Below are 21,650 nucleotides of genomic sequence, written 5' to 3' on the forward strand. Positions count from 1 at the left end.
AACACGTGATGATCTACGTGGGCCAGAGGCGTGCCGGGGCGGAGTGGCGCGGGGCTGTGGTGGCGCCCCGAAGGGGCGCGGGGAACCGCGCGCCCAGCCACCGCACCGCCGCACCCGGCTGCCGGTGTGCCGTGCCACGGTGAGCGCCCGACCCGGCAGGTCCCATCAGGCGTCGACCGGCGGCGCGGCGGCCAGCCGGCGCCGTGCCGCCGCGTGGATCTCGGACGGGCCGCGCGCCCATTCGATGGTGCGGCCGACCGCCAGTGCCGCCGGCCGGTCCCAGCAGCAGCGGACCGCCGCCGGGCGGCGGATGCCGAGTTCGGCCCGCGCCCAGTCCGGGAGGAGCCCCACCGAGGCGTTCATCAGATGGCGCACGACCAGCCGCTCCCGTCCGCTCCGGCCGAAGCCGCGGAGGAACCGCACGGAGTCCAAGGCCGCCGGCGTCGCCCTGAGTTGGGGGCGCATGCGATCCAGGTGGCGTTCGACCTCGCGCACGCTGCGGGGCACCTGACGCGCGCCCAGCAGTTCGGCGACCGGGGCGACCTGGCGGTAGTACGTGTCGCACTCGGCGGGCGTGAGCCGGCACCGCTGTGGCGCGTACGCCTGGTAACCCGCCAGGAAGCTGCGCACCTCGGCGGTGTGCACCCAGGTCAGCAGCTCGGGGTCGTCCGCGCGGTAGGGCCGGCCGTCGGGGGCTGTGCCCCGCACCCGGGTGTGGATGCGGCGTACCAGGGCGATCGCCTCATGCGCGGCCGGTGCCGAGCCGAAGGTCGTCGTGGTGACGAACCGCGCGGTGCCGGTCAGCCGGCCGACCGGGTCGGCGCGGAAGTCCGAGTGCTGGTCGACCCCGGCCATCGCCAGCGGGTGCAGTGACTGGAGCATCAGCGCCGCGAACCCGCCGGTGAGCATGCCCGTCGGATGTCCGTGCACCCGCCAGGCGGGGTCGCCCGGCGCGATCCCGAGCAGCCCGGGATCGCCCGCGGGCCCCTCGTACCGTTCCAGTTCGAGGTCACCGCCGTGCACGGTCGCCTTGAGTTCGTCCGCGATCCGGGTCCGCAGCCCCATGACCACCTCCGCGATCCCGTGCACGGATCCGATGCCACGTGCCGCTCCGCCCACCATTGTCCCCGGCCGGCGCGGCGACGGCCCGGCCCGCTTCGTACCGCGATCGCGTCGCGGATCAGCTCTCCTTCCACACGAGCAGCGTCAGTACGGAACTGCTGACGGTGACCGGGGAGTCGGACTGGTTGAGCAGACGGACGCGCATGCCGCGTCCCTTCGCGAGCCGCTTCGTCAACGGGATCACGGCGAAGGCGCCGCCGGCGGTGCCGATGATCTCGTGAATGGGGTGGTCGGCCTCGTGCTGGTCGCCCTGGTACTCGGACATGCGGGCCTGGACGACCGCGCCGGCCGGCAGCCCGGTGAGGTACAGGCTGATGCTGCCGGTGAAGCGGGCCGGGCCGCGCGCCCAGACACTGCCGTCGGTGGCGTGGTCGCCGGTCTCGTCCGACCACTCCTTGGTGAACTCGATCGAGTCCCAGGAACCCGGGCTCAGCTTGTAGGGCCTGGCGAGCCCGAGGTTCACGTACTGGGGCATCTCGTCCTCCTCGGAGGTGTCGCCCGCGGCCCAGGCGCGCAGGCCCGCCTCGGACAGATAGGCGATGGATCGGTCGACGGGCAGGCTGGTGAACTGCCAGATGAGCGGGGCCCGTCCGCTGGGCCTGGGCCGGGCCGCGGCCTCCGCCTTGCTGTACGGGGCGGCGCCCCAGGGATAGGCCGGGTACCAGAGGGGGACGCCGTCGGGCACGCGGCCGGCGGCGAGGTCGTCGCCGCTGGTGTAGACGCCGACGCGCTGCCCGGGGAACGCGGCCCGTACGGCGGCGATCCAGGCGGCGGCCCAGGCCTTGATCTGGGCGGCGCTGCGGCCGCTGTAGTTGCGGCCGTCCGCGTAGCGTTCGAGGTCCAGCCAGTGGGTGAACCCGTTCTTGGCGTGGGCCCGGACCGCGCCGATGTAGTTCGCGGCCTCCTGGTCGACGTCCTGGTTGGGCCAGGCGAAGTGGTAGGCGCCGGGCACCAGGCCGGCCCTGATGATCCCGGTGATGTGGCTGTCGAACTTCGCGTCCCGGGAGTGCCGGCCCTCACTGGCTTTGGCGAAGGCGAACACGACGCCTTCGCCCTTGTGGGCGGCCCAGTTCTGGGTGCCCTGGTAGGCGGACACGTCCATGCCGCGGCAGGTGGCCATCCGCACCTCCTTCTGTGTCCGGCGCAGCGCGGACACCAGGCCTGCCGAACCACGCCCAGGCCGCAACTGACGTGTCCGTGAGACTACTTGAAACGATCCTCAGCGCCGCACCCGTGGCATCCCCAGGCCGATCCACGAGATGATCTCGCGCTGGATCTCGTTGTTGCCGCCGCCGAAGGTGAAGATCACCGCCGAGCGGTAGCCGCGTTCCAGCTCGCCGTGCAGGACCACGCCCGCCGAGCCCTCCTTCAGCGGGCCCGCCGCGGAGACGACCTCCATGAGCCAGGCGTAGGCGTCGCGGCGGGCCTCGGATCCGTACACCTTGACCGCGGAGGCGTCCTGCGGGGTGAGGGTGCCGTCCTCGACGGCGTTCACCATCCGCCAGTTGAGCAGCTTCATCGCGTCCAGCCTGGTGTGGGTCCTGGCCAGCCGGTTGCGCACCCAGGAGAGGTCGATCACGCGGCGGCCGTCGGCGAGCTTGGTTTCTCGCGCCCAGCGCTGGACGTCGTGCAGGGCGCGGATCGCCGTCGTGCCGTGCGCGGCGAGGGTGACGCGTTCGTGGTTGAGCTGATTGGTGATCAGCCGCCAGCCCTGGTTCTCGGCCCCGACCCGGCGGGAGACGGGGACCCGGATGTTCTCGTAGTAACTGGCCGTCGTGTCGTGCGAGGCGAGGGTGGTGATGAGGGTGCAGGAGTAGCCGGGATCGGAGGTCGGCACCAGGAGCATGGTGATGCCCTTGTGCGGCGGGGCGCCCGGGTCGGTGCGCACGGCCAGCCACACCCAGTCCGCGGTGTCGCCGTTGGTGGTCCAGATCTTCTGCCCGTTGACGACGTACTCGTCGCCGTCGCGCACGGCGCGGGTCTTCAGGGAGGCGAGGTCCGTGCCGGCGTCCGGCTCGCTGTAGCCGATGGCGAAGTCGATCTCGCCGGAGAGGATCCGCGGCAGGAAGTACGCCTTCTGTTCGTCGCTGCCGAACCGCATCAGGGTCGGGCCGACCGTGTTCAGCGCCATGAGCGGCAGCGGTACGCCGGCCTGCGCGGCCTCGTCGAAGAAGATGAACTGCTCCATCGCCGTCAGCCCGCGCCCGCCGTACTCCTCGGGCCAGCCCACGCCGAGCCAGCCGTCCGCGCCGAGCCGCCTGATCGTGTCACGGTAGAACCGCTTCTGCGCGGCCGGGTCGGCGTAGCGGGCGTACGCGTTGTCCGGTACCAGGTCGGCGAAGTAGGCACGCAGTTCGGTGCGCAGCCGTTGCTGCTCGGGGGTGTGGTCGAGGTGCACGGCGCCTCCAGGTTTCCCGTTGGCCGGTCCTGACGGCGCACACCGTAGAACGTGTTACAGAAATTGGGAATGGCGGCCCTCGGAGAAGTCATGCGAAACCCGGAGGCCGCGAGCGCGGGCGCAGGTGCGGAAGCGCAGGACTGCAGAGGGGGCCGGGGCAGTCGCGGAAGTCAGCCGAGTGCCGCTGCGAAATCGGCGCAGGCCCGGGCGCAGGCGCGGCACGCCTCCGCCGCCGCCCGGGCGCCGGACCGCCCCTCGAAGGCCTCGGCACTGTCGAGGCAGACCGCGCGGCACCACTCCAGCTGGATCCGCAGCCCCGTCTGGTCCTGGCAGTTCTGCTCGGTCAGCATGCGGCAGGTGGTGTCGCACACCTCCGCACACAGGATGCCCTGCCGCCGCACCCGCTCCGGCCCCTCGGTCCCGTCCGCATCCAACAGGCTCGCGCGCACCGCGCAGGCCCGCGCGCACTCGGTGCACGCCTGCGCACACGCGAAGCGGTCCTCCAGGAAGCGGTACAGCTCCTGCTCGGAAGTCGTCGGTGCCACAGGGCCCGGGTAGCCCCGTCGGGACGGGTCAAACCCGGGACCGGTGCGGGTTGGGCGGGTGCGGACGGCTCGGGCCGGGGGCCGGTCAACATCGTTGGGACAGCGTCACTTTACGTAGGCGACGGGCGACGGAAAGCGTCCGGTTCATCCCGTTATGGCAGGGGTATGCCAGTGCTATGAGTACCGTATCCATGCAGATGGCCGCACCGAGTGGCCTGCTGAGTCTCGGGCTCTTCGTGGTGGCTGTGGCCGTCCTGGCGCTGCTCGCCGGGGGCTTCTGGCTTGGCTCCCGTGTCAAGTACCGCGAACCGCCCCGGCCGCGCCCCCAAGAACAGCCGCATCTGCCTCCGGGCGGTGCGGTGCGCGAGGTCCGGCAGAACCGGGAGTCCGAAGAGGTGCCGAAGACGCCCGAAGGCGGCCGTCCGCTCACCCCGTACGAGCTGAGCAACCAGCAGACCCGGCCCAGCGAGTCGAAGGACCGGCCGCGGTGGAGCAAGGGTTCAAGCGGCTCGTTCGGTGGGGGCGGGCTGGGCGCCCACTGACGCCTACGGCGTTTCGGCGGTCGTCGTGCTTGGTGTGCTTTTGTGCGGGGTCGGGCGGTCGCCGTGGTGCGGTATGCCGTCCGGCGGGTGCGGGTCCGTTGCGGCTGAGCGCGCCGTTCCCCGCGCCCCTTCAGGGCGCCATCACAACCCCCGTGCCACCCCTACCAGGCCCGGCGGTCACCGTGGTGCTGTACGCCGGCCGGCGGGTGCGGGTCCGTTGCGGCTGAGCGCGCCGTTCCCCGCGCCCCTTCAGGGCGCCATCACAACCCCCGTGCCACCCCCACCAGGCCGGGCGGGCGGCGGGTGCGGGTGTGGTGGGGCTGAGCGCGCCGTTCCCCGCGCCCCTTTGGGGCGCCGCCGGTCGGCTTCAGGTGGGGGGGCGGGGTGCGTCGAGGCAGGCTATGTGGGCCATGTTGTCGCGGTCCTCGGCGTCCTCGCTGGGGGCGGTGGCGAACCAGGCGTCGAGGATCTCCTTGAGGACCGGCTCGGAGGTCAGGCGCAGACCTAGGGCCAGCACGTTGGCGTCGTTCCAGCGGCGGGCGCCCTCGGCGGTGTAGGCGTCCGTGCACAGCGCCGCCCGTACGCCCGGCACCTTGTTCGCGGCGATCGAGGCGCCCGTTCCGGTCCAGCAGCACACGACGGCCTGGTCCGCCGTCCCGGCGGCGACGTCCCGGGCCGCCGCCTCGGAGCAGACCGCCCACTGCGGGTCGGCCCCGGGCACCAGGGCACCGTGCGGGCGCACCTCGTGCCCGCGCCGGCGCAGCTCCGCGACGACGAGCCGGGCGACGGGTTCGTCCATGTCCGAGGAGACTGAGATCCGCATGCCGCGGAGCCTAGCCGACCGGGTGACCCGCCGCCCGGGGCCGGACCGGGATGCGACCGGGGTCAGTGCGCGGCGAGGGCGCGGGCGGCCGCGACCAGGTCCGCGTTGTGCCCGGCCGGGGTGGCGTCCGGGAGGTGGATGCCGTCCTCGAAGCCGATGCGCATCTGGTGCCCGTCGTGGACGGCGGCGCGCAGCACCGGCCAGGTGGTGGCCGCCTCGCCGTGGTAGAGCAGCGGGCAGCCGACCCCGGCGGCGCGGATGCGGGCGGCCATCTCGCGCGCGTGCGCGACCGCCGTGTCCGCGTCCTCGTCCATCGGCTCGATCAGCACGCGCGCGTTGTCCGCCAGCGTCGGCGAGGCGAGCAGCGCGGGCACGTCGTCCGTGCTCCACACGGCGCTCTCCAGCGTCATGCCCCGGGCGGTGACGAGCGCGGCGGTCTCCGCCGCGCCCTCCTCGCTGAAGGCCACCGAGGCGAAGTCCGGCAGCACCTCCCACGCCTTGACCAGGTCGTACCGCTCCTGGGGTCCGGAGCAGGTCCACAGTCCGGTGGTGGTGCCGACGACCGCGGCGGGCGCCGCGGAGCGGATGGCGCGCAGGACGTCGGCGAGGGCGTCGGGCTCGATCGTCTGGCCGCCGTCCGCGGTGCGGACGTGGAAGTGGACGACGTCGGCGCCCGAGGAGAGCACCGCGGCGGTGTCCGCGGCGATCTCCTCGGGGGTCAGCGGCACGGCGGGGTGCTCGGTACGGGTACGCCCGCCGTTGATGGCTGCCTTGAGGAACATGGGTGCTTCCTTGCGAAGGGGTGGGTGGCCGGAAAGGGCCGCGGTCACGCTGGGGTGGAGGCCGGGTGCAGCAGGTTCTCGACGGTGCGGGTCGCCCCGGTGAGGGCTCCCAGCCGCTCTCCCCGGTGCAGCGCGGCGATGAGATCCGGCTCCTCGGCGTCGTCGGCGAGGGCCTCGTCGACGACGGCGGCGAGCCGGGCGGCCGGCGCGACGAGCAGGCCGTTGTCGTCGCCGAGGACCAGGTCGCCGGCGCGCACCGGTACGCCGCCGCAGCTGACGGGCGCGTTCAGGGCTCCGTCGGCGATGCCGTGCAGCTTGGTGGTGAGCAGCGAGGTGCCGTACGCGTGCACCGGCAGGCCGATCTCGCGCAGGGCGCCGATGTCGGTGCAGACGCCGTCCACGACGGCGCCGGCCGCGCCGCGGGCCGCCAGGGCGTGCGCCACGACCTCGCCGAGCGGGGCATGGCGGCGGTCGCCGCCGCAGTCCACGACCACGACGTCGCCCGGTCCGACGAGGGACGCGGCATGGTGCAGCAGGGTGGAGTCGGTGGCGGTGATCCGTACGGTGACGGCGCGGCCGACCATCCTGCCCCGGCCGGTGATGCGGCGCAGCGCCGGATCGCAGAAGCCCTCCTCCAGGTAGTGTCCGAGGGTGGGGAAGTCGACGTCGGCGAGGCGCGCCGCCAACAGGGCGTCCAGGGGCGGTATCTGCGCCAGATCGCGGATGTCCAGGGGCATGATCGTCACCTCGGTCCGATGATGATGCGGCGGTTGCGCAGGACGGGCAGGATGGTGCGGGCCCGGTCGATGCGGTGCTTGTCCGCCTCGACCACGCACAGGGCGCGTTCCTCCTCACCGAGCGAGGCGCGCACGACCCCCAGCGGGTCGATGGCCATGCTCATGCCGATGCAGTCGGGTGTGGTGAGCGAGGCGGCCACGACCCAGCAGGTGTTCTCGATCGCGCGGGTGCGCAGCAGCGTCGTCCAGTGGTCCTCCTTCAGCGGGCCGCGCACCCAGGCCGCGGACACGGACAGCAGGTCGGCGCCCATCTCGACGAGGGTCCGGGTGAACTCCGGGAAGCGCAGGTCGTAGCAGTTGACCAGGCCCACGTTGAACTCCCCGATCCGCACCACGCAGGGGCCCTCGTCGCCGCGCTGCACCTGACGGGACTCGCGGTAGTCGAAGGCGTCGTAGAGGTGCATCTTGCGGTAGCGGCCGAGGAGTTCGCCGTCCGCGGCGACGGCGGCGATGGTGTTGTACGGCAGGGAGTCGCCGCTCGGTTCGTAGCCGCCGGCGATCACGGCGATGCCATGGGCGGCGGCGATCCGCGACAACTCGCCGAGGAAGAAGGGCCAGTGGGCCTCGGCGGTGCGGTGCAGTGGCCCGGCGGCGGCCTCCGCGGGGATCATCGCCTCCTCGGGGAAGACGATGAGTTCGGCGCCCGCGGCCACGGCTTCACCGGCCATGGTCTCGACGACTGCGAGGTTCCCCGCGATGTCGGCGGTGGGGGCGTACTGGGCGGCGGCGACCTTCACGGTCGTGTCTCCTTGCTGTGGTGGTGGTCGGGCGGGGCCGGGAGCGGGGCGGTCATTCGGCGAGCACGCGGGAGGCGTCCGGGTCCCAGTGCGCCCACACCCGGCCGCCGGGGGCCGGATGGGCCGCGTCGGTCGGATGCGTCTCGGCGACGAACGCGCTGCCGTCGTCGAGGGTGAGGTGGTGGCGGACGGCGCTGCCGAGGTAGACCGACTGCCGCAGGGTGCCCCCCAGCGCGGCGCGGCCGGCCGGGATTGCGCTCTCCTCGCGGCAGACCCGGATGTGTTCGGGGCGCACCGCGAGGTGTGCCTCGCCCGTGAGGTCCGTGCGGGGCACCGGCAGGGTGCCGAGCCCCGGTACGGCGAGACGGGTGCCGTCCGTGGCGCCGGTGAGGAAGTTGGAGGTGCCGATGAAGGAGGCGACGAAGCGGGTGGCGGGCCGCTCGTAGACGCCCTCGGGGGTGTCGATCTGGACCACCCGGCCGCCGTTCATGACGGCGATCCGGTCGGACATGGTCAGCGCCTCCTCCTGGTCGTGGGTGACGGTCACGAAGGTGACCCCGACCTCGCGCTGGATCTTCTTCAGTTCCAGTTGCATCTCGGCGCGCAGCTTCTTGTCGAGGGCACCGAGCGGCTCGTCGAGCAGCAGCAGAGAGGGGCGGGCGATGAGCGCGCGGGCGATCGCGACGCGCTGCCGCTGGCCGCCCGAGAGCTGTGCGACGGCCCGGTCGCCGAAGCCCGTCAGCCGGACCAGGGCCAGCGCCTCGTCCACCGCGGCGGAGATCTGCGCCCTCGGCCGCAGCTTGCGCACCTTCAGCTCGAACGCGACGTTGTCGGCGACGCTGAGGTGCGGGAAGAGGGCGTAGCTCTGGAAGAGCATGTTGAGGTCGCGTTTGTGCGCCGGGAGACCGGTCGCCGGGGTGCCGCCGAGTTCGATGCTGCCCTCGGTGGGCTCCTCGAAGCCGGTGATCATCCGCATCAGGGTGGTCTTCCCGCAGCCCGACGGGCCGAGGATGGAGAAGAACTCGTTCCGTTGGATGTCGAGGGTCACACCGCGCACGGCGTGCATGGTGCCGAAGGCCTTTCCGACGCCGGAGAGACGGACGGCCACGGTCTTGGGGTCGGCGGACACAGAGTGCGGCGATGCCATGTCAGGACGCCTTGACCTTGGTCCAGCCCTGCTGGAAGTACTGCATCGCGGTGCCCGGGTCGAGCAGGAAGTCCGCCTTGGCAATGGCCGCGTCGGGCGCGTAGATGGCGGTGTTCTTCAGGGCCGCCCTGTCCTTGATCAGCTTGCGGGCGGCCTGGTTGGCGCTGGCGGAGGAACCGTCGTCGGTGGCCTTGGCGGCGACCTCGGGACGCAGCGCGTAGGAGATGAACTTGTACGCCGACGTCAGGTTCTTCGCACCCTTGGGGATGGCGAAGCCGTCCGTCCAGATGGAGCCGCCCTCCTCCGGGATGACGTAGTGCACATGGGGGTCGGACGCCACGACCTTGGCCATGGCGGTGCCGCTCCACGCCTCGGCCGCGCACGCCTGGCCCGTGGACAGCAGCTGCGGGTAGTTGGTGGAGTTGTAGCCGGCGAGGATCTTCTTCTGCTTCTGCAGCGCCTCGGTCGCCTGCGCGATCTCGTCCTTGTCGGTGCTGGTGGCCCGGTGTCCGGTGACCTGGAGGCCGGCGATGTAGGCCGCGAGCATGTTGTCGAGCATGTACAGCTTGCCCTTGTACGTGCCGTCGAAGAGCGTCTTCCAGCTGGTCGCCGACTTGATACAGGTGTCGTTGTAGGCGAAGCCGGTGGTGCCCCAGATCCACGGGACGCTGTACTTGTTTCCCGGGTCGTAGGACGCGGTGCGGAACTTGGGCGCCAGGTTGCCAAGGCCCTCGATCTTCGAGTGGTCCAGCTCCTGGATGAGGTGCTGCCCGATCAGCTGCTGCACGGTGTACTGGCTGGGTTCGACCAGGTCGTACCCGGAGGAGCCGGAGCCCAGCTTGGCGGTCATGGTCTCGTTGCTGTCGAAGGTGTCGATCGTGACCTTGATGCCGGTCTCCTTCTCGAAACCCTTGACCACGGAGTCGGGGATCTCCCCGGCCCAGGCGTAGACGTGCAGTTCCTTGCCGCCGCCGGAGGACGAGACGGCGTCGGAGCCGGAGCCGGAGCAGCCGGTGGCGAGCACGGCGGTGACGGTGAGCACGCCGGTGGCGAGAAGGGTTCTCGGGACGGTGGTACGGGGCATGACGAGACCTTTCGGGAACGTGCTGGGGTGTGCGAGGACGTACGGGGCGCGGGCATGAGTGCGGGCGCGGGCGGGGACGGCGCAGGGCCGGGGCGGGATGGCGCGATGGGCGTGGGACGGGCGGGGCGGGGCCGTGCCGGGGCGCGGAGAAGCAGGGGTCGCGGAGGAACAGGCGTCGCTTAGGAGCAGGGGGCGCGCGATGAGCGCGCGGTGCGCAGGAGCGCGGCGGCCGGTCAGGTGCGGTCGTCGACGAGGACGCGGCGCATCTGTCGCAGCCCGGCGCCGAGGATGATCAGGAAGGTGAACAGCACGAGGAGGGTGCCCAGTGCGTTGATCTCCGGGGTGAGTCCCGTCTTGAGCAGGGAGTACACCCGCAGCGGCAGGGTCGTGGTGCCGACACCGCCGGTGAAGGTGGACATCACGATGTTGCCGAAGGAGATCGTGAAGCACAGCAGCCAGGAGGCCAGCAGGGCGTGCTTCAGCAGCGGCAGGGTGATCAGGCGGAACCGCTGCCAGGCGCCGCAGCCGAGGTCGGCGGCGGCCTCGTCGAGGGACGGGTCGAGGGCGCGGTGCGCGCCGATCACGATGAGGGCCGCGTAGGGCAGGGTCACCACCAGATGGCCGAGGACGAGCGAGGTCAAGCCGAGGCTCGCCCGCAGGGTGCCGAACACGGACAGCAGGGCGACGCCGAGCACGATCTCCGGGATCACCAGCGGCAGGAACAGGCTGCCGGAGAACAGCGCCCGCCCGCGCGGGCCCAGCCGGGCCATGCCCATCGCGGCGAACAGTCCGCCGAGGGTGGCGAGGGTCGCCGAGACCACCCCGGCCTCGGCGCTGACGCGCAGCGCGGTGAGCAGATCGGTGTCCCCCGCCAGCACGCCGTACCAGCGGGTGCTGAACCCGCCCCATCTGTAGGTGAGATCGGAGTCGTTGAACGAGAGCACCACGACGACGACGATCGGCACGTACAGGAAGACGATGACGCCCCGGGCGAGCCAGCCGGTCACGGCGTCGGGCAGGCGCCCGGTGCGGGCGGCGCGGCTTCTCATGACGCCTTCCTCCTCAGCCGGCGGGCCGCGGTGCCGAGGACCGCCACCGACACGGTCATCAGGGCGAGCAGCACGACGGAGGCCGCCGCGCCCATGGGCTGGTTGCGGAACTCGGTGTAGAGCGTGACGATCAGGTTGCCGACGAGCTGGTCCTTGCCGCCGCCGAGCAGGACCGGGATCACGAAGACACCGAGTGTCGGGATGAAGGTGAGCAGCGCCGCGGCGAGCAGACCGGGCCGTACGAGGGGCAGCAGCACCTTGGTGTGCACCCGCCACCAGCCGCAGCCCAGGTCCTGGGCGGCCTCGCCCAGCGACGGGTCGACGCCGCGCAGGGTGGCGTAGATGGGGAAGACGGCGGTGGGCAGGAAGGCGTAGACGAGACCGATGAACGAGGCGCCCTGGCTGGGGATCCACTGGGCCGGTCCGTCGGTCAGGCCGACCGCGTCGGTGAGCGCGTTGACCGGGCCGCCCGGGCTGAGCAGGTTGATCCAGGCGAAGGTGCGTACCAGGAAGTCCGTCCAGAACGGCACGATGATCAGCAGGAGCAGGATGCCCTGCCGCCGCGGCGGCCGGCCGGCCAGGTAGGTGGACACCACATAGCCGAGGACCAGACAGACGGCGGTGTTCAGGGCCGCCATGCCGAGGCTGTAGCCGAAGACCTTCAGGTACACCGGGTCGATCAGCTCGCGGTAGTTGGCGAGGGTGAAGCCGCCCTGTACGCCGCCGTAGGCGTCCGGCGCGGCGAAGCTGTTGCGCACCACCAGGGCCAGCGGCAGGAGCACCAGTGCCACGACGGTGACCCCGGCGGGCGCCAGCAGGGCGAAGGTGGCCCCGTGGTACCGCAGGCGGCTCCGGGACGCCGGGGCGGTCGGCGGCGCGGTGGCGAGCGCCGGCGGCGCGGCGGTGACGGTCACCGCGGACGCCGCGCGGCGGACGGGGGTTCCTGCATGGGCTGTGCCTCCTCACGAGCGGACCCGCACGGCCCAAGTGATCACCCGGCCGTGGTGTGCGCACCAGCTTCCGCCCGCCCGTGCGGCCCTGAACAGGGGCATTGACATCGAATCCAGTGGAAACGCAGCCTGAATTCCGCGCATCTCGCAATCGCCGCGCAACAACGGAGGGTGATGATGGCGCGAGGCACGGGAACGGAGGTATCACGGTGATCGACGACCTGGACCGGCAGATCATCGACCAGTTGCGCGTCGACGGCCGGCGGTCCTTCGGGGAGATCGGCCGGTCGATAGGCCTGTCGGAGGCCTCGGTGCGGGCGCGCTTCCAGCGGCTGCAGCGGCGCGGCGCGATGCAGGTGGTGGGCATGACGGACGCCGTCCGGCTCGGGGAGGTGGAGGTCCACCTCGCGGTGCGGGTGCAGCACATCCCGGTGGCGCTGGTCGCCCGGGAGCTGTCACGGATGCCGGAGGTGCGCTATGTGGCGTCCTGCGTGGGCCCCTACGATCTGATCACGGATGTCCGCTGCCGCGATCTGGCGCATCTGTCCGAGTTGCTCACCGAGCGGGTGCGGCGGGTGAACGGCGTCGCGCACGCGGAGGCGCTGACCGTGCTCGAAGTGGTGAAGGACAGCTATCTGTGGGCGGGCTTTCGTGATCTGCCCGCCTCGCCCGACCAGCGCATCCTGCCGCCGTGACCCGGGCGGCGGCCGCCCGGCGGGCCGTTCAGTCGTCGGCGACGGCCTGTCCCACGGCGCTGTTGAGCCCGTTCCAGGAGTAGTCCTTGAACAGCTCCAGGAGCAGCAGCACCTGTACCCGGGACACCCCGGGCAGCATTCTGATCTCGTCGAGCAGCTGCACCAGCTGGGCCTGGTCCCGGCAGGTCCCCTCCAGGAAGATGTCCTGGCTGCCCGCGCAGAGCGCCACATGGTTGATCATCGGCATGTCGGCGAGGCTCTTGGCGACCGCGCGAGGGGTGAGGTCCCGCACCCGGATCATCAGCCGGACGGACTGGTGGCCCAGGGTGAGCGGGTTGCACAGCGCGACGATGCGCAGCGCGCCGCTGTCCTGGAGCCGCGACACCCGCTGACGCACCGTGGCCTCGGAGACCCCCAGCTCGCGGGCGAGCGTCGTGTAGGGGGTGCGTCCGTCGCGGGTGAGGGCCCGGACGATGTTCCGGTCGACTTCGTCGATCAACGAGGCCACCTCCTTCCGGCGCGGTGCCTTCTTGCGCTTCATGCGCTTCTTGCGCCTCTTACGCTCCGTGTGCTCCCGACCGTACGCGACCGCCATGGGCGCGGTAGGCGGGGGGTCACGGAAGCGGCGCGGAGCAGAAGCGCCCGCCGGGAGGCCGCTCCGGCCGCGCGAACGGGGCGGAGCCGGCCTCCCGGCGGGCGGGGCGGCACGGGTGCCGCCCCGTCGGCGCGCGCGGCCGGGTCCCTGCGGTCAGGAGGTGGTGGCGGTGGTGCGGAAGTAGTGACCCTTGTCGAGGTCTTCGAGCAGGCCGGGGCCGGTGGGCCGCCAGTCCAGCAGCTCGCGGGTCAGGGCGTTGGACGCCGGGGCGTCGAGTCGGAGGAAGCCGCCCAGCCAGGCGAAGTGCTCGGCCGCGGCCTTCGGGGCCACGGAGGTCACGGGCACATCGAGGTGGCGGCCGATCACCTCGGCGACGTCACGGATCGCGACGCCCTCCTCCGCGACGCCGTGCAGCACCGTCCCCGCGGGTGCCTGCTCGACGGCCAGGCGGAACAGCCGGGCGGCGTCGAGGCGGTGGACGGCGGGCCAGCGGTTGGTGCCCTCGCCCACATAGCCGGAGACGCCCTTGGCGCGGGCGGTGGCGACCAGGGCCGCCATGAATCCCTTGTCCCCGTCGCCGTGGCAGGTCGGGGAGAGCCGCACCACGCTGGAGCGCACGCCGCGTGAGGCGAGGCCGAGCACCGCCGCGGCGGTGGCCGCGCGCCGGGACACCGGCGAGCCGTCGGCGGTGGGCACGTCCCGCTCGGTCGCCACCTGCCCCGGCTTGAGACCGGCGAAGCCGGAGGCGAGGACGAAGGGACGGTCGGTGCCCGCGAGGGCGTCGCCGAGGGCGTCCACGGCGCGGCGGTCGGCGTCGGCGGCGCCCTCGAAGTCACCGCTGAAGGCGATGTCGTGCTTGAAGGCGAGATGGATCACCCCGTCCGACGCGGCGGCTGCGCCGGCCAGGACGCCGAGGTCGTCGAGGGTGCCGCGGACCGTTTCCGCCCCGGCGGCGGTGAGGGCGGCGGCGGAGGCGTCGGAGCGGGCGAGCCCGACGACCCGGTGGCCCGCGTCGATCAGTTCGGGGACGAGGGCGGAGCCGATCCAGCCGGAGGCTCCGGTCACGAAGATACGCATGGGAGAGACCCCAGAAAGTTGACGTCAGTGACTGTCATCGACACTAACACGCGATGTCAGGCACTGCCATCACGTAGGATCCGCCCATGGGCAGATGGGAGCCGAACGCGCGCGGGCGCCTGGCGGAGGCGGCCTTGGCGCTGTACAGCGAGCGTGGCTACGAGCAGACGACGGTGGCGGAGATCGCGGGGCGGGCCGGCCTCACCGAGCGGACCTTCTTCCGGCACTACGCCGACAAGCGCGAGGTGCTGTTCGACGGCTCGGGCGCGTTGCAGGAGCTGTTCGTGAACGCGGTCGCCGGGGCCGCGCCGGCCGCGGCACCGATCGACGCGCTCGCCGCGGGGCTTGAGGCGGCCTGCGCGGTGTTCCACGGCCGCCGCGAACACGCCCGGCGGCGACAGGCCGTGGTCATGGCGAACCCGGAACTGATGGAGCGCGAACTGATCAAGCTCGCGTCGCTGTCGGCCGCGCTCGCCGACGCCCTGCGCCGGCGCGGCGTCGCGGAGCCCGCGGCGAGCCTGACCGCCGAGGTGGGGGTGGCCGTCTTCAAGGTCGGTTTCGAGCGCTGGACCGCGGCGGCCGAGGAGCGCGAACTGTCACAGGTGCTGCGCGAGTCGCTGGCCGAGTTCCGGGCCGTGGCCGCGGGCGGCGGGGCCGATCCGGCGCTCCGGTCGGGGCCCGCGGCCCGCTGACCGCCACCCGTCTCGCCGCCCGCCGTGACCTTCGCTGTCCCAAGGCCGATACTGCCAGGGGAACACATGCGCCAAGCACGTACGACCGCCCCGACCACCTGACAGGCCATCACCACGAGAGCACCGAGTCCGCGCCGGCACCGCCCGGGCCCGCTGCCGAGCGCCGCGGCCCGCCGCGCCGGCCACCGGGCCCACCCGTACCGACCAGCTGAAAATGCAGGTCAGAGGGCCATCTGTTAGCGTCAATTGGAGGTACCCATGAGGATGCTCATCAACGTCCCGGAGACCGTGGTGGCGGACGCGCTGCGGGGGATGGCGGCAGCCCATCCCGAGCTGACCGTGGACGTGGAGAACCGGGTGATCGTACGGCGGGACGCCCCGGTGGCCGGACAGGTCGCGCTCGTCTCCGGCGGCGGGTCCGGGCACGAGCCGCTGCACGGCGGCTTCGTGGGGCCCGGGATGCTGTCGGCCGCCTGCCCGGGTGAGGTGTTCACCTCGCCGGTGCCCGACCAGATGGCGCGCGCCGCCGCGGCCGTGGACAGCGGGCAGGGCGTGCTGTTCGTCGTGAAGAACTACACGGGCGACGTCCTCAACTTCGACATGGCGGCCGAACTGGCCGAGGACGAGGGCATCCAGGTGGCGAAGGTGCTCGTCAACGACGACGTGGCGGTCACCGACAGTCTCTACACGGCGGGGCGGCGCGGTACGGGAGCCACCCTGTTCGTGGAGAAGATCGCGGGGGCCGCGGCCGCCGAGGGGCAGCCGCTGGAGCGGGTGGAGTCCATCGCGCGGCAGGTCAACGAGAACGCCCGCAGCTTCGGCGTCGCCCTCAGTGCCGTCACCACCCCCGCCAAGGGCAGCCCCACCTTCGATCTGCCGCCCGGCGAGCTGGAGTTGGGCATCGGCATCCACGGCGAGCCGGGCCGCGAGCGGCGGGCCATGATGACCTCCGGTGAGATCGCCGACTTCGCGGTGGGCGCGATCCTGGACGACATGCCCCCGCGCAACCCGGTCCTTGCCCTGGTCAACGGCATGGGCGCGACCCCGCTGCTGGAGCTGTACGGCTTCAACGCCGAGGTGCAACGGGTGCTCGGCGAGCGGGGCGTGACGGTGGCCCGCACCCTCGTCGGCAACTACGTCACCTCCCTGGACATGGCGGGCGCCTCGGTCACCCTGTGCCAGGTCGACGAGGAACTGCTGCGTCTGTGGGACGCGCCGGTGCGGACGCCGGCCCTGCGCTGGGGGATGTGACCCGGCGTTCGCAGCGACCAACGTACCTACGACGCAAGGAGATCCCGTGCTCGACGCCGATTTCTTCCGCCGCTGGATGGCCGCCGCCGCCGCGTCCGTCGACCGTGAGGCGGACCGGCTCACCGCTCTCGACTCGGCCATCGGGGACGCCGACCACGGCGCCAATATGCAACGCGGGTTCACGGCCGTGACGGCCGCTCTGGAGAAGGCGGCGCCCAGCACACCGGGCGACGTCCTGACGCTCGCCGGGCGGCAGCTCATCTCGACGGTCGGCGGCGCGTCCGGGCCGCTGTACGGGACGCTGCTGCGGCGCACGGGCAAGGCGCTCGGCGACGCGGCCGAGGTCAGCGAGGAACAGCTCGCCGACGCGTTGCGGGCGGGCGTGGAGGGGGTGATGGCGCTCGGCGGGGCCGCGCCGGGCGACAAGACCATGATCGACGCGCTGATTCCGGCCGTCGACGCGCTCGGCGACGGCTTCGGCGCGGCACGGGCCGCCGCCGAGGCGGGAGCCGTGGCCACGGTCCCGCTGCTGGCCCGCAAGGGCCGGGCCAGCTACCTCGGGGAGCGCAGCATCGGGCACCAGGACCCCGGGGCCACCTCGTCCGCGCTGCTGATCGCCGGGCTCGCGGAGGCCGCCGATGAGTGACGAGCAGCGGGTGGGCATCGTGCTGGTGTCGCACAGCGCCGAGGTGGCCGTCTCGGTCGCCGAACTGGCCAAGGGCCTGGCGGGCGGCGCCGCGGGGGTGCCCGTCGCGTCGGCGGGCGGTACGGAGGGCGGCGGGCTCGGCACCAGCGCCGAGCTGATCTCCGCCGCCGCGGCGGCCGTGGACCGGGGCGCCGGGGTCGCCGTCCTCACCGACCTCGGCAGTGCGGTGCTGACGGTGAAGGCGCTGCTCGCGGAGGGCGACGAACTCCCGGACGGCACGCGGCTCGTGGACGCCCCGTTCGTCGAGGGCGCCGTGGCGGCGGTCGTCACCGCGTCCGCGGGCGGCGACCTGGACGCGGTGGAGGCGGCGGCGCAGGAGGCGTACACCTACCGGAAAGTGTGAGCCCCCCGCCCGGGGCGGGTGGCCTTCAGGCGAGTCCGGACGCCACGAGGGCGAGGGCCGAGCGCAGGGTCGCCGCCAGCTCGGCCTCCGCCGTCGTGGCGTCGGCGGCCCCCTCGTCGATGCGCCAGGCGTAGTGCTCGATCGCCGCGCGCAGCGCCGCGTTGAACATGGCGGCCTGGACGGTCGGCCCCAGTTCGTCGGCGGGGACTCCGGCGCGTTCGGCGAGGGCGTGGGCGAACGCCGGCTCGGCCTCGTCGTACGACTGGAGCCAGATGGCCCGCAGCCCCGGCTCGTCGCGGGTCAGCCGGACCAGTGCGCCGAGGGTGGCGCGGTCGGGGCCGGTCACCAGGCGGCTGTCGGCGGGTACCGCGCGGATGAGGACGTCCTCCAGCGGCCGGCCGGGGCGCCAGGCGCGCAGACCGGCGGCGACCCCCTCGATCCCGGCCTCGAACAGCGGCCGTACGCAGGCCTCCTTGCTCGGGAAGTAGCGCCACACCGTGCGCGCGGAGACGCCGACGGCCCGCCCGATCTGTTCCCCCGTGGTCGCGGCGACGCCCTGTGCGACGAACAGGTCGACCGCGGCCCGCGCGATCTCCAACCGGATCTCCGCCTTGCGCTCCTCGGTCAGGGGTGGTCGTCCCGTGCGTCCGCTGGCTGCGGTCATCTGTCCCTCCGGCTCGGGCTGCTGCTGCCACGGGAATTCTCCACCCCGACTTTATGTCACTCACAGACAATAAGTCGTAGGGTGGGCGCGTGCGCCGGGCGCTCGGCCCGGCGCGTCACGTGAGCAGGACCAACTGATGGGGAGCGGATCATGGCCAGCGGACTGGACGGCCGGAGCGTCGTCGTCACCGGCGCGGGATCGGGCATCGGGCGGGCCGCGGCGCTGGCCTTCGCGGCGGAGGGCGCCCGGGTCGTGGTGGCGGACCTCGACGCCGAAGGGGCGGGCGCGGCCGTCGAGGAGATCACCAAGGCGGGGGGCACGGCCGTGGCCGTGATCGGCGACCTCAGCGAGCAGGCGGTGGTGGACCGGCTGGTCGCGACCGCCGCGGAGCGCTTCGGCGGGGTGGACGTCCTGGTGAACAACGCCGGGATCATGGACCGCATGTCGGCCCTCGCGGAGGTGAGCGACGCCGAGTGGGAGCGGGTCCTGCGGGTCAATCTGACCGCCCCCTTCCTGCTCACCCGGGCGGTGCTGCCGCACATGCTGGCGGCGGGGCGGGGCGTCGTCGTGAACACCGCATCCGAGGCCGGCCTGCGGGGCAGCGCGGCGGGCGCGGCGTACACGGCCTCGAAGCACGGGGTGATCGGCCTGACCAAGTCCCTCGCGGTGATGTACCGCAATCAGGGCATCCGCGCCAACGCGATCGCCCCGGGCGGGACCAGGACCGCCATCACGGTGGACACGCAGGACGGGGCGCACGGACCGGCCGCCCTCGGCCCGTACTTCGGCAACATCGGCCGTGCCAGTGAGCCGGAGGAGCAGGCGGCCGCGATCGTGTTCCTCGCCTCGGACGCGGCGAGCAACATCAACGGCGCGATCCTCCCGGTGGACAACGGCTGGTCGGCGGTCTGACGCCACCCAGGGCCCCTGGGCGCGCGCACCACGGCACACGGCACGGGAATATGTTCGCGCCCCACGGCGGCGGCCGACAGGGGCCGGGGGCCGGGTCCGTGTCGGCCCCCGGCCACCCCGGCCACCCGCGCACGGCGCGGGATCAGCGACGACAGCGTTCCGCGCCACAGGCGCGAACTCCCCTGTGTTTCCGGAGAGTTCGGCCGTGAGGAGCTTCAGCATACGTAACGCCCCTGGGTGGTCACCAACACGGCCCTCTTGATGAGGTCGCACCGGCCGTGCATATTGGTCCGGACCATTGCCGTGTTGCCGTTCCCGGGGAGGCACAGCCGTGCGACGCGTTCCCGTACCCCACGCACTGGTCCTGGCGGCACTGGCGCTGGTCACGGCCTGCGGCTGGGGCGGCGCGGCGGACGACGGGGCCGAACGGCCGCCCGGCGCGCCGACGGGCGTGACCGCACAGCCCGGCAGCGCCACGAGCGTGCACGTCATGTGGAACGCGGTGTCGAGCGAACCGGGCATCGACTCCTACGAGGTCTATCGCGGCACCACAAAGGTCGGCGAAGTGCCGGGTTCCGAGCACATGGTGGACGTCACCAGGCTCAGGCCGTCCACCATGTATGTCTTCACCGTGCGGGCCCGGGACGGCGAGGGACGGCTCGGCCCGAGCAGCCAGGAGGTGCGGGCGCGGACACCGGCCGCCGTCGCCGCGGACCGCTCCGCGCCCGCCCGCCCGGCGAAGCCGACGGGCCGGGCCGTCGGCAGCCGGGCGGTCCAGCTGTCCTGGGGCGCGGCGCGGGACGACCGGGCCGTGGTGTCGTACGACGTCTACCAGGCGACCACGAAGGTGCACAGCGTCGGCGGCGGCCAGACCGCGACCGTGGTGACCGGACTGCGCCCCGGCACCCGCTACACGTTCACGATCCGGGCCCGCGACGCGGCCGACAACGTCTCGCCCGCGAGCACCGCCGTCCGGCTGACCACACCGGGCACCGACGACGGCGGCGACCCCGCGCCGACCGGCTTCCGTGTGACGAGCCACCGCGCGGACGGGGCGTACTACCTCGATCTGTCCTGGGTAGCGCCGCGCACCGACGGCGTGGTCACGGAGTACCAGATCCAGCTCGACCGCGGGCAGCCGACCTCGCTGGTGTGGGGTGCCACCCCGCCCGAGGGCCGGGCCACGCACAGCTTCTACGTCGGCCGTGAGGCCGGGGCCGGCCACCGGGTGCGGATCCGGGCGAGGCTGCCGGACGGCACCTGGGGCGGGTTCTCGGCGGAGCGGACGGTGACGACGGGTCCGGCACCCGGCGCCGCTCCCTAGACACGCGGAAGGTGCCCCGGACGGAGCATCCACTCACCCGGACGGTACCGGTCCGGCTGCGGGACGGCCCGGGGCCGCGTGGGATGCGGGGGAGGCAGCACGGACGTTTCCCGACCCCCGGCGGCGCATGGGACGTTCCGCCAACCGTGCCGCCGGAGGGCAGCCCAATGCGCACTACTCGACTCCTCTCCCGCTCCGGCCCGGTCCTGGCCGCCGCCGCGGCGCTGCCGATCGGGCTCGCCGGGCCGTCCCCCGCGGCCTCCGGCATCTCAGTGAGCACGAACGGGTCCACCGTGTCGGTGGTCACCAGCGCCTGCACCCAGATCAACGGCAGTTGGGGCAATGCCTCTCTGCTCACCGGGAGCCAGGCGAACTTCGCCGAGGGACGCCAGGCGGCGCTCACCGGCACGACCGTCAGCCAGTCCGCGGCCTGGTCGAACGTCACCCCGGGGACCTACACGGTCGTCGTGGTGTGCTCGAACGGCGGCACCGCCGGTTCCCAGTCCGTCATCGTCTCCTCCGCGAAGGCACCGAATCCCTCGCAGGCCCCCCAGGGCGCCGCGACTCCCGCCCCGCAGCGGGGCGTCGCGGGCGGTGAGGGCGGCACCGTGCACGACTACGGACCGCTCACCCTCGGCATCGGCGCGACCCTCCTGGGCGGCGGCGTGATCGCCACGGCCTGGTACCTGCGACGCCGTTCAAAGCCCCGCCGCCTCTGAAACCCACCCGCCCCGGGCGCGGGGAACTGCGCGACCAGTAACGACGGTGCCGCAGACCGCCGACGGCCGACGGCCGACGGCGGCACATCGCGGCACGCCCGGCGGAGCGCTCACGCCTCTGCGGCCGGCTCCCTGCGCCCGGGGAGTCCGTCGGGCGGCAGGGTCCCGATCTCCGCCAGGGCGTGGGCGAGCCACCGGGTCCAGAAGATCTCCAGGTCGATGCCCGCGCGCAGCACCAGGTGGCGCAGCCGGTCCTGCGGTTCGGCCCTGGCCGGCGGGAAGTCGCGGCGCTCGATCTCCTCGTACTCGGCCAACTGCCGCCGGTGCAGGTCGAGATGGCGACGCAGATCGGTTTCGAGGCCGGCCGTGCCGACCACCGCGGCGGCACGCAGCCGCAGCAGCAGCGCGTCCCGTTGCGGCTTCGGATCCTGGGACGCGGCGGTCCAGCGGGCCAGCTCGGCGCGGCCGGCGGGCAGCACCTCGTAGCTCTTCCTCTGCCCGCGGGACGGCTGCTCGGCCGGCCGGGCCCGGATCTGCCCCTCGGCCTCCAGCCGCCCCAGCTCCCGGTAGATCTGCTGATGCGTCGCCGACCAGAAGTAGCCGATCGACTTGTCGAACCGACGGGTCAGCTCCAGCCCCGACGAGGGCTTCTCCAGCAGGGCGGTGAGGATCGCGTGCGGGAGTGACATGGCCCCA

The 21,650-nt window shown here is 72.9% G+C and carries 25 protein-coding genes; 9 read left to right on the forward strand and 16 right to left on the reverse strand.

Annotated elements, in window-relative coordinates; genetic code table 11:
- Window positions 1-165 precede the first annotated feature (165 nt).
- From ACFYTE_RS12715 to ACFYTE_RS12730, 4 genes are all read right to left on the reverse strand, one after another.
- On the reverse strand, window positions 166-1,089 hold the full coding sequence (locus ACFYTE_RS12715) for an oxygenase MpaB family protein (RefSeq protein WP_388708664.1): 924 nt from the start codon (window positions 1,087-1,089) through the stop codon (window positions 166-168).
- A 91-nt stretch (window positions 1,090-1,180) separates the two neighbouring features.
- Window positions 1,181-2,242 carry a glycoside hydrolase family 25 protein gene (locus ACFYTE_RS12720; RefSeq protein WP_388708667.1) on the reverse strand — a complete coding sequence of 354 codons (1,062 nt, stop codon included), beginning with the start codon at window positions 2,240-2,242 and terminating at the stop codon, window positions 1,181-1,183.
- Window positions 2,243-2,341: 99 nt separating this feature from the next.
- Window positions 2,342-3,520 carry an acyl-CoA dehydrogenase family protein gene (locus ACFYTE_RS12725; protein WP_388708671.1) on the reverse strand — a complete coding sequence of 393 codons (1,179 nt, stop codon included), beginning with the start codon at window positions 3,518-3,520 and terminating at the stop codon, window positions 2,342-2,344.
- A gap of 170 nt (window positions 3,521-3,690) precedes the next feature.
- On the reverse strand, window positions 3,691-4,065 hold the full coding sequence (locus ACFYTE_RS12730) for a ferredoxin (protein ID WP_388708673.1): 375 nt from the start codon (window positions 4,063-4,065) through the stop codon (window positions 3,691-3,693).
- A gap of 176 nt (window positions 4,066-4,241) precedes the next feature.
- On the opposite strand from ACFYTE_RS12730, the gene ACFYTE_RS12735 reads away from it, so the two are divergent.
- Window positions 4,242-4,607 (forward strand): DUF6479 family protein, encoded by a 366-nt coding sequence (locus ACFYTE_RS12735; protein ID WP_388708675.1) that lies wholly within the window; start codon window positions 4,242-4,244, stop codon window positions 4,605-4,607.
- A gap of 367 nt (window positions 4,608-4,974) precedes the next feature.
- Here ACFYTE_RS12735 and ACFYTE_RS12740 read toward each other — a convergent pair whose 3' ends face one another.
- The 8 genes from ACFYTE_RS12740 to ACFYTE_RS12775 form a co-directional block, all read right to left on the reverse strand.
- Window positions 4,975-5,430 carry an RpiB/LacA/LacB family sugar-phosphate isomerase gene (locus ACFYTE_RS12740; protein ID WP_388708677.1) on the reverse strand — a complete coding sequence of 152 codons (456 nt, stop codon included), beginning with the start codon at window positions 5,428-5,430 and terminating at the stop codon, window positions 4,975-4,977.
- A gap of 62 nt (window positions 5,431-5,492) precedes the next feature.
- Entirely contained in the window at window positions 5,493-6,212 is a 720-nt protein-coding gene (locus ACFYTE_RS12745) for a 3-keto-5-aminohexanoate cleavage protein (RefSeq protein WP_388708680.1), read from the reverse strand.
- A gap of 44 nt (window positions 6,213-6,256) precedes the next feature.
- The gene (locus ACFYTE_RS12750; protein WP_388708683.1) at window positions 6,257-6,949 is read right to left on the reverse strand and encodes an RraA family protein; all 693 of its coding nucleotides are present in this window, start codon (window positions 6,947-6,949) and stop codon (window positions 6,257-6,259) included.
- 5 nt (window positions 6,950-6,954) lie between these two features.
- Window positions 6,955-7,746 (reverse strand): carbon-nitrogen hydrolase family protein, encoded by a 792-nt coding sequence (locus tag ACFYTE_RS12755; RefSeq protein WP_388708685.1) that lies wholly within the window; start codon window positions 7,744-7,746, stop codon window positions 6,955-6,957.
- Between the two features lie 52 nt (window positions 7,747-7,798).
- The gene (locus ACFYTE_RS12760) at window positions 7,799-8,893 is read right to left on the reverse strand and encodes an ABC transporter ATP-binding protein (protein WP_388708688.1); all 1,095 of its coding nucleotides are present in this window, start codon (window positions 8,891-8,893) and stop codon (window positions 7,799-7,801) included.
- Window position 8,894: 1 nt separating this feature from the next.
- Window positions 8,895-9,977, reverse strand: coding sequence for a PotD/PotF family extracellular solute-binding protein (locus ACFYTE_RS12765; protein ID WP_388708691.1), 1,083 nt, complete (start codon window positions 9,975-9,977; stop codon window positions 8,895-8,897).
- A gap of 233 nt (window positions 9,978-10,210) precedes the next feature.
- Window positions 10,211-11,026: an ABC transporter permease gene (locus ACFYTE_RS12770; protein ID WP_388708693.1), complete on the reverse strand. Its 816-nt coding sequence runs from the start codon at window positions 11,024-11,026 to the stop codon at window positions 10,211-10,213.
- Entirely contained in the window at window positions 11,023-11,940 is a 918-nt protein-coding gene (locus ACFYTE_RS12775) for an ABC transporter permease (RefSeq protein ID WP_388708695.1), read from the reverse strand. The genes ACFYTE_RS12770 and ACFYTE_RS12775 overlap by 4 nt, the downstream gene beginning before the upstream one ends.
- A 245-nt stretch (window positions 11,941-12,185) precedes the next feature.
- Between ACFYTE_RS12775 and ACFYTE_RS12780 the strand changes: the two genes are divergently transcribed.
- Window positions 12,186-12,671 (forward strand): Lrp/AsnC family transcriptional regulator, encoded by a 486-nt coding sequence (locus tag ACFYTE_RS12780; RefSeq protein WP_388708698.1) that lies wholly within the window; start codon window positions 12,186-12,188, stop codon window positions 12,669-12,671.
- 28 nt (window positions 12,672-12,699) lie between these two features.
- On the opposite strand, the gene ACFYTE_RS12785 is transcribed toward ACFYTE_RS12780, so the two are convergent.
- Both ACFYTE_RS12785 and ACFYTE_RS12790 read right to left on the reverse strand, forming a co-directional pair.
- A complete protein-coding gene (locus tag ACFYTE_RS12785; protein ID WP_388708701.1) occupies window positions 12,700-13,212 on the reverse strand; it encodes an Lrp/AsnC family transcriptional regulator in 513 nt (170 codons plus the stop codon).
- A gap of 207 nt (window positions 13,213-13,419) precedes the next feature.
- Window positions 13,420-14,343: an SDR family oxidoreductase gene (locus ACFYTE_RS12790; protein WP_388708704.1), complete on the reverse strand. Its 924-nt coding sequence runs from the start codon at window positions 14,341-14,343 to the stop codon at window positions 13,420-13,422.
- A gap of 86 nt (window positions 14,344-14,429) precedes the next feature.
- On the opposite strand from ACFYTE_RS12790, the gene ACFYTE_RS12795 reads away from it, so the two are divergent.
- The 4 genes from ACFYTE_RS12795 (at window position 14,430) to ACFYTE_RS12810 (ending at window position 17,335) form a co-directional block, all read left to right on the forward strand.
- Window positions 14,430-15,035, forward strand: a complete 606-nt coding sequence (locus tag ACFYTE_RS12795) for a helix-turn-helix domain-containing protein (RefSeq protein ID WP_388708707.1) — start codon at window positions 14,430-14,432, stop codon at window positions 15,033-15,035.
- Window positions 15,036-15,293: 258 nt separating this feature from the next.
- Window positions 15,294-16,286, forward strand: a complete 993-nt coding sequence (dhaK, locus tag ACFYTE_RS12800; protein ID WP_388708710.1) for a dihydroxyacetone kinase subunit DhaK — start codon at window positions 15,294-15,296, stop codon at window positions 16,284-16,286.
- 46 nt (window positions 16,287-16,332) lie between these two features.
- On the forward strand, window positions 16,333-16,932 hold the full coding sequence (dhaL, locus tag ACFYTE_RS12805; RefSeq protein ID WP_388708713.1) for a dihydroxyacetone kinase subunit DhaL: 600 nt from the start codon (window positions 16,333-16,335) through the stop codon (window positions 16,930-16,932).
- Window positions 16,925-17,335, forward strand: a complete 411-nt coding sequence (locus ACFYTE_RS12810; RefSeq protein ID WP_388708716.1) for a PTS-dependent dihydroxyacetone kinase phosphotransferase subunit DhaM — start codon at window positions 16,925-16,927, stop codon at window positions 17,333-17,335. Before dhaL ends, ACFYTE_RS12810 begins: the two co-directional genes overlap by 8 nt.
- A gap of 25 nt (window positions 17,336-17,360) precedes the next feature.
- Here ACFYTE_RS12810 and ACFYTE_RS12815 read toward each other — a convergent pair whose 3' ends face one another.
- A complete protein-coding gene (locus ACFYTE_RS12815) occupies window positions 17,361-17,999 on the reverse strand; it encodes a TetR/AcrR family transcriptional regulator (RefSeq protein WP_388708719.1) in 639 nt (212 codons plus the stop codon).
- A 150-nt stretch (window positions 18,000-18,149) separates the two neighbouring features.
- Here ACFYTE_RS12815 and ACFYTE_RS12820 point away from each other — a divergent pair, with 150 nt between their 5' ends.
- The 3 genes from ACFYTE_RS12820 (at window position 18,150) to ACFYTE_RS12830 (ending at window position 20,954) form a co-directional block, all read left to right on the forward strand.
- On the forward strand, window positions 18,150-18,911 hold the full coding sequence (locus tag ACFYTE_RS12820; RefSeq protein WP_388708722.1) for an SDR family NAD(P)-dependent oxidoreductase: 762 nt from the start codon (window positions 18,150-18,152) through the stop codon (window positions 18,909-18,911).
- A 331-nt stretch (window positions 18,912-19,242) separates the two neighbouring features.
- Window positions 19,243-20,235, forward strand: coding sequence for a fibronectin type III domain-containing protein (locus tag ACFYTE_RS12825; RefSeq protein WP_388708725.1), 993 nt, complete (start codon window positions 19,243-19,245; stop codon window positions 20,233-20,235).
- 167 nt (window positions 20,236-20,402) lie between these two features.
- The gene (locus ACFYTE_RS12830; RefSeq protein ID WP_388708728.1) at window positions 20,403-20,954 is read left to right on the forward strand and encodes a hypothetical protein; all 552 of its coding nucleotides are present in this window, start codon (window positions 20,403-20,405) and stop codon (window positions 20,952-20,954) included.
- A 110-nt stretch (window positions 20,955-21,064) separates the two neighbouring features.
- On the opposite strand, the gene ACFYTE_RS12835 is transcribed toward ACFYTE_RS12830, so the two are convergent.
- Window positions 21,065-21,643: a PadR family transcriptional regulator gene (locus ACFYTE_RS12835; protein ID WP_388708731.1), complete on the reverse strand. Its 579-nt coding sequence runs from the start codon at window positions 21,641-21,643 to the stop codon at window positions 21,065-21,067.
- Window positions 21,644-21,650: the final 7 nt, after the last annotated feature.

The organism is Streptomyces sp. NPDC004629 (genome assembly GCF_042873595.1).
Lineage (GTDB): Bacteria > Actinomycetota > Actinomycetes > Streptomycetales > Streptomycetaceae > Streptomyces.

Excerpts from the sequence above, each read along its gene's own strand:
- ACFYTE_RS12835 (WP_388708731.1), bottom strand. The coding sequence starts at position 21,643 with ATGTCACTCCCGCACGCGATCCTCACCGCCCTGCTGGAGAAGCCCTCG.
- ACFYTE_RS12720 (WP_388708667.1), bottom strand. The coding sequence starts at position 2,242 with ATGGCCACCTGCCGCGGCATGGACGTGTCCGCCTACCAGGGCACCCAG.
- ACFYTE_RS12760 (WP_388708688.1), bottom strand. The coding sequence starts at position 8,893 with ATGGCATCGCCGCACTCTGTGTCCGCCGACCCCAAGACCGTGGCCGTC.
- ACFYTE_RS12745 (WP_388708680.1), bottom strand. The coding sequence starts at position 6,212 with ATGTTCCTCAAGGCAGCCATCAACGGCGGGCGTACCCGTACCGAGCAC.
- dhaK (WP_388708710.1), top strand. The coding sequence starts at position 15,294 with ATGAGGATGCTCATCAACGTCCCGGAGACCGTGGTGGCGGACGCGCTG.
- ACFYTE_RS12810 (WP_388708716.1), top strand. The coding sequence starts at position 16,925 with ATGAGTGACGAGCAGCGGGTGGGCATCGTGCTGGTGTCGCACAGCGCC.
- ACFYTE_RS12770 (WP_388708693.1), bottom strand. The coding sequence starts at position 11,026 with ATGAGAAGCCGCGCCGCCCGCACCGGGCGCCTGCCCGACGCCGTGACC.
- ACFYTE_RS12750 (WP_388708683.1), bottom strand. The coding sequence starts at position 6,949 with ATGCCCCTGGACATCCGCGATCTGGCGCAGATACCGCCCCTGGACGCC.
- ACFYTE_RS12820 (WP_388708722.1), top strand. The coding sequence starts at position 18,150 with ATGGCCAGCGGACTGGACGGCCGGAGCGTCGTCGTCACCGGCGCGGGA.
- ACFYTE_RS12735 (WP_388708675.1), top strand. The coding sequence starts at position 4,242 with ATGAGTACCGTATCCATGCAGATGGCCGCACCGAGTGGCCTGCTGAGT.
- ACFYTE_RS12785 (WP_388708701.1), bottom strand. The coding sequence starts at position 13,212 with ATGAAGCGCAAGAAGGCACCGCGCCGGAAGGAGGTGGCCTCGTTGATC.
- ACFYTE_RS12815 (WP_388708719.1), bottom strand. The coding sequence starts at position 17,999 with ATGACCGCAGCCAGCGGACGCACGGGACGACCACCCCTGACCGAGGAG.
- ACFYTE_RS12790 (WP_388708704.1), bottom strand. The coding sequence starts at position 14,343 with ATGCGTATCTTCGTGACCGGAGCCTCCGGCTGGATCGGCTCCGCCCTC.
- ACFYTE_RS12765 (WP_388708691.1), bottom strand. The coding sequence starts at position 9,977 with ATGCCCCGTACCACCGTCCCGAGAACCCTTCTCGCCACCGGCGTGCTC.
- ACFYTE_RS12830 (WP_388708728.1), top strand. The coding sequence starts at position 20,403 with ATGCGCACTACTCGACTCCTCTCCCGCTCCGGCCCGGTCCTGGCCGCC.
- ACFYTE_RS12795 (WP_388708707.1), top strand. The coding sequence starts at position 14,430 with ATGGGCAGATGGGAGCCGAACGCGCGCGGGCGCCTGGCGGAGGCGGCC.
- ACFYTE_RS12740 (WP_388708677.1), bottom strand. The coding sequence starts at position 5,430 with ATGCGGATCTCAGTCTCCTCGGACATGGACGAACCCGTCGCCCGGCTC.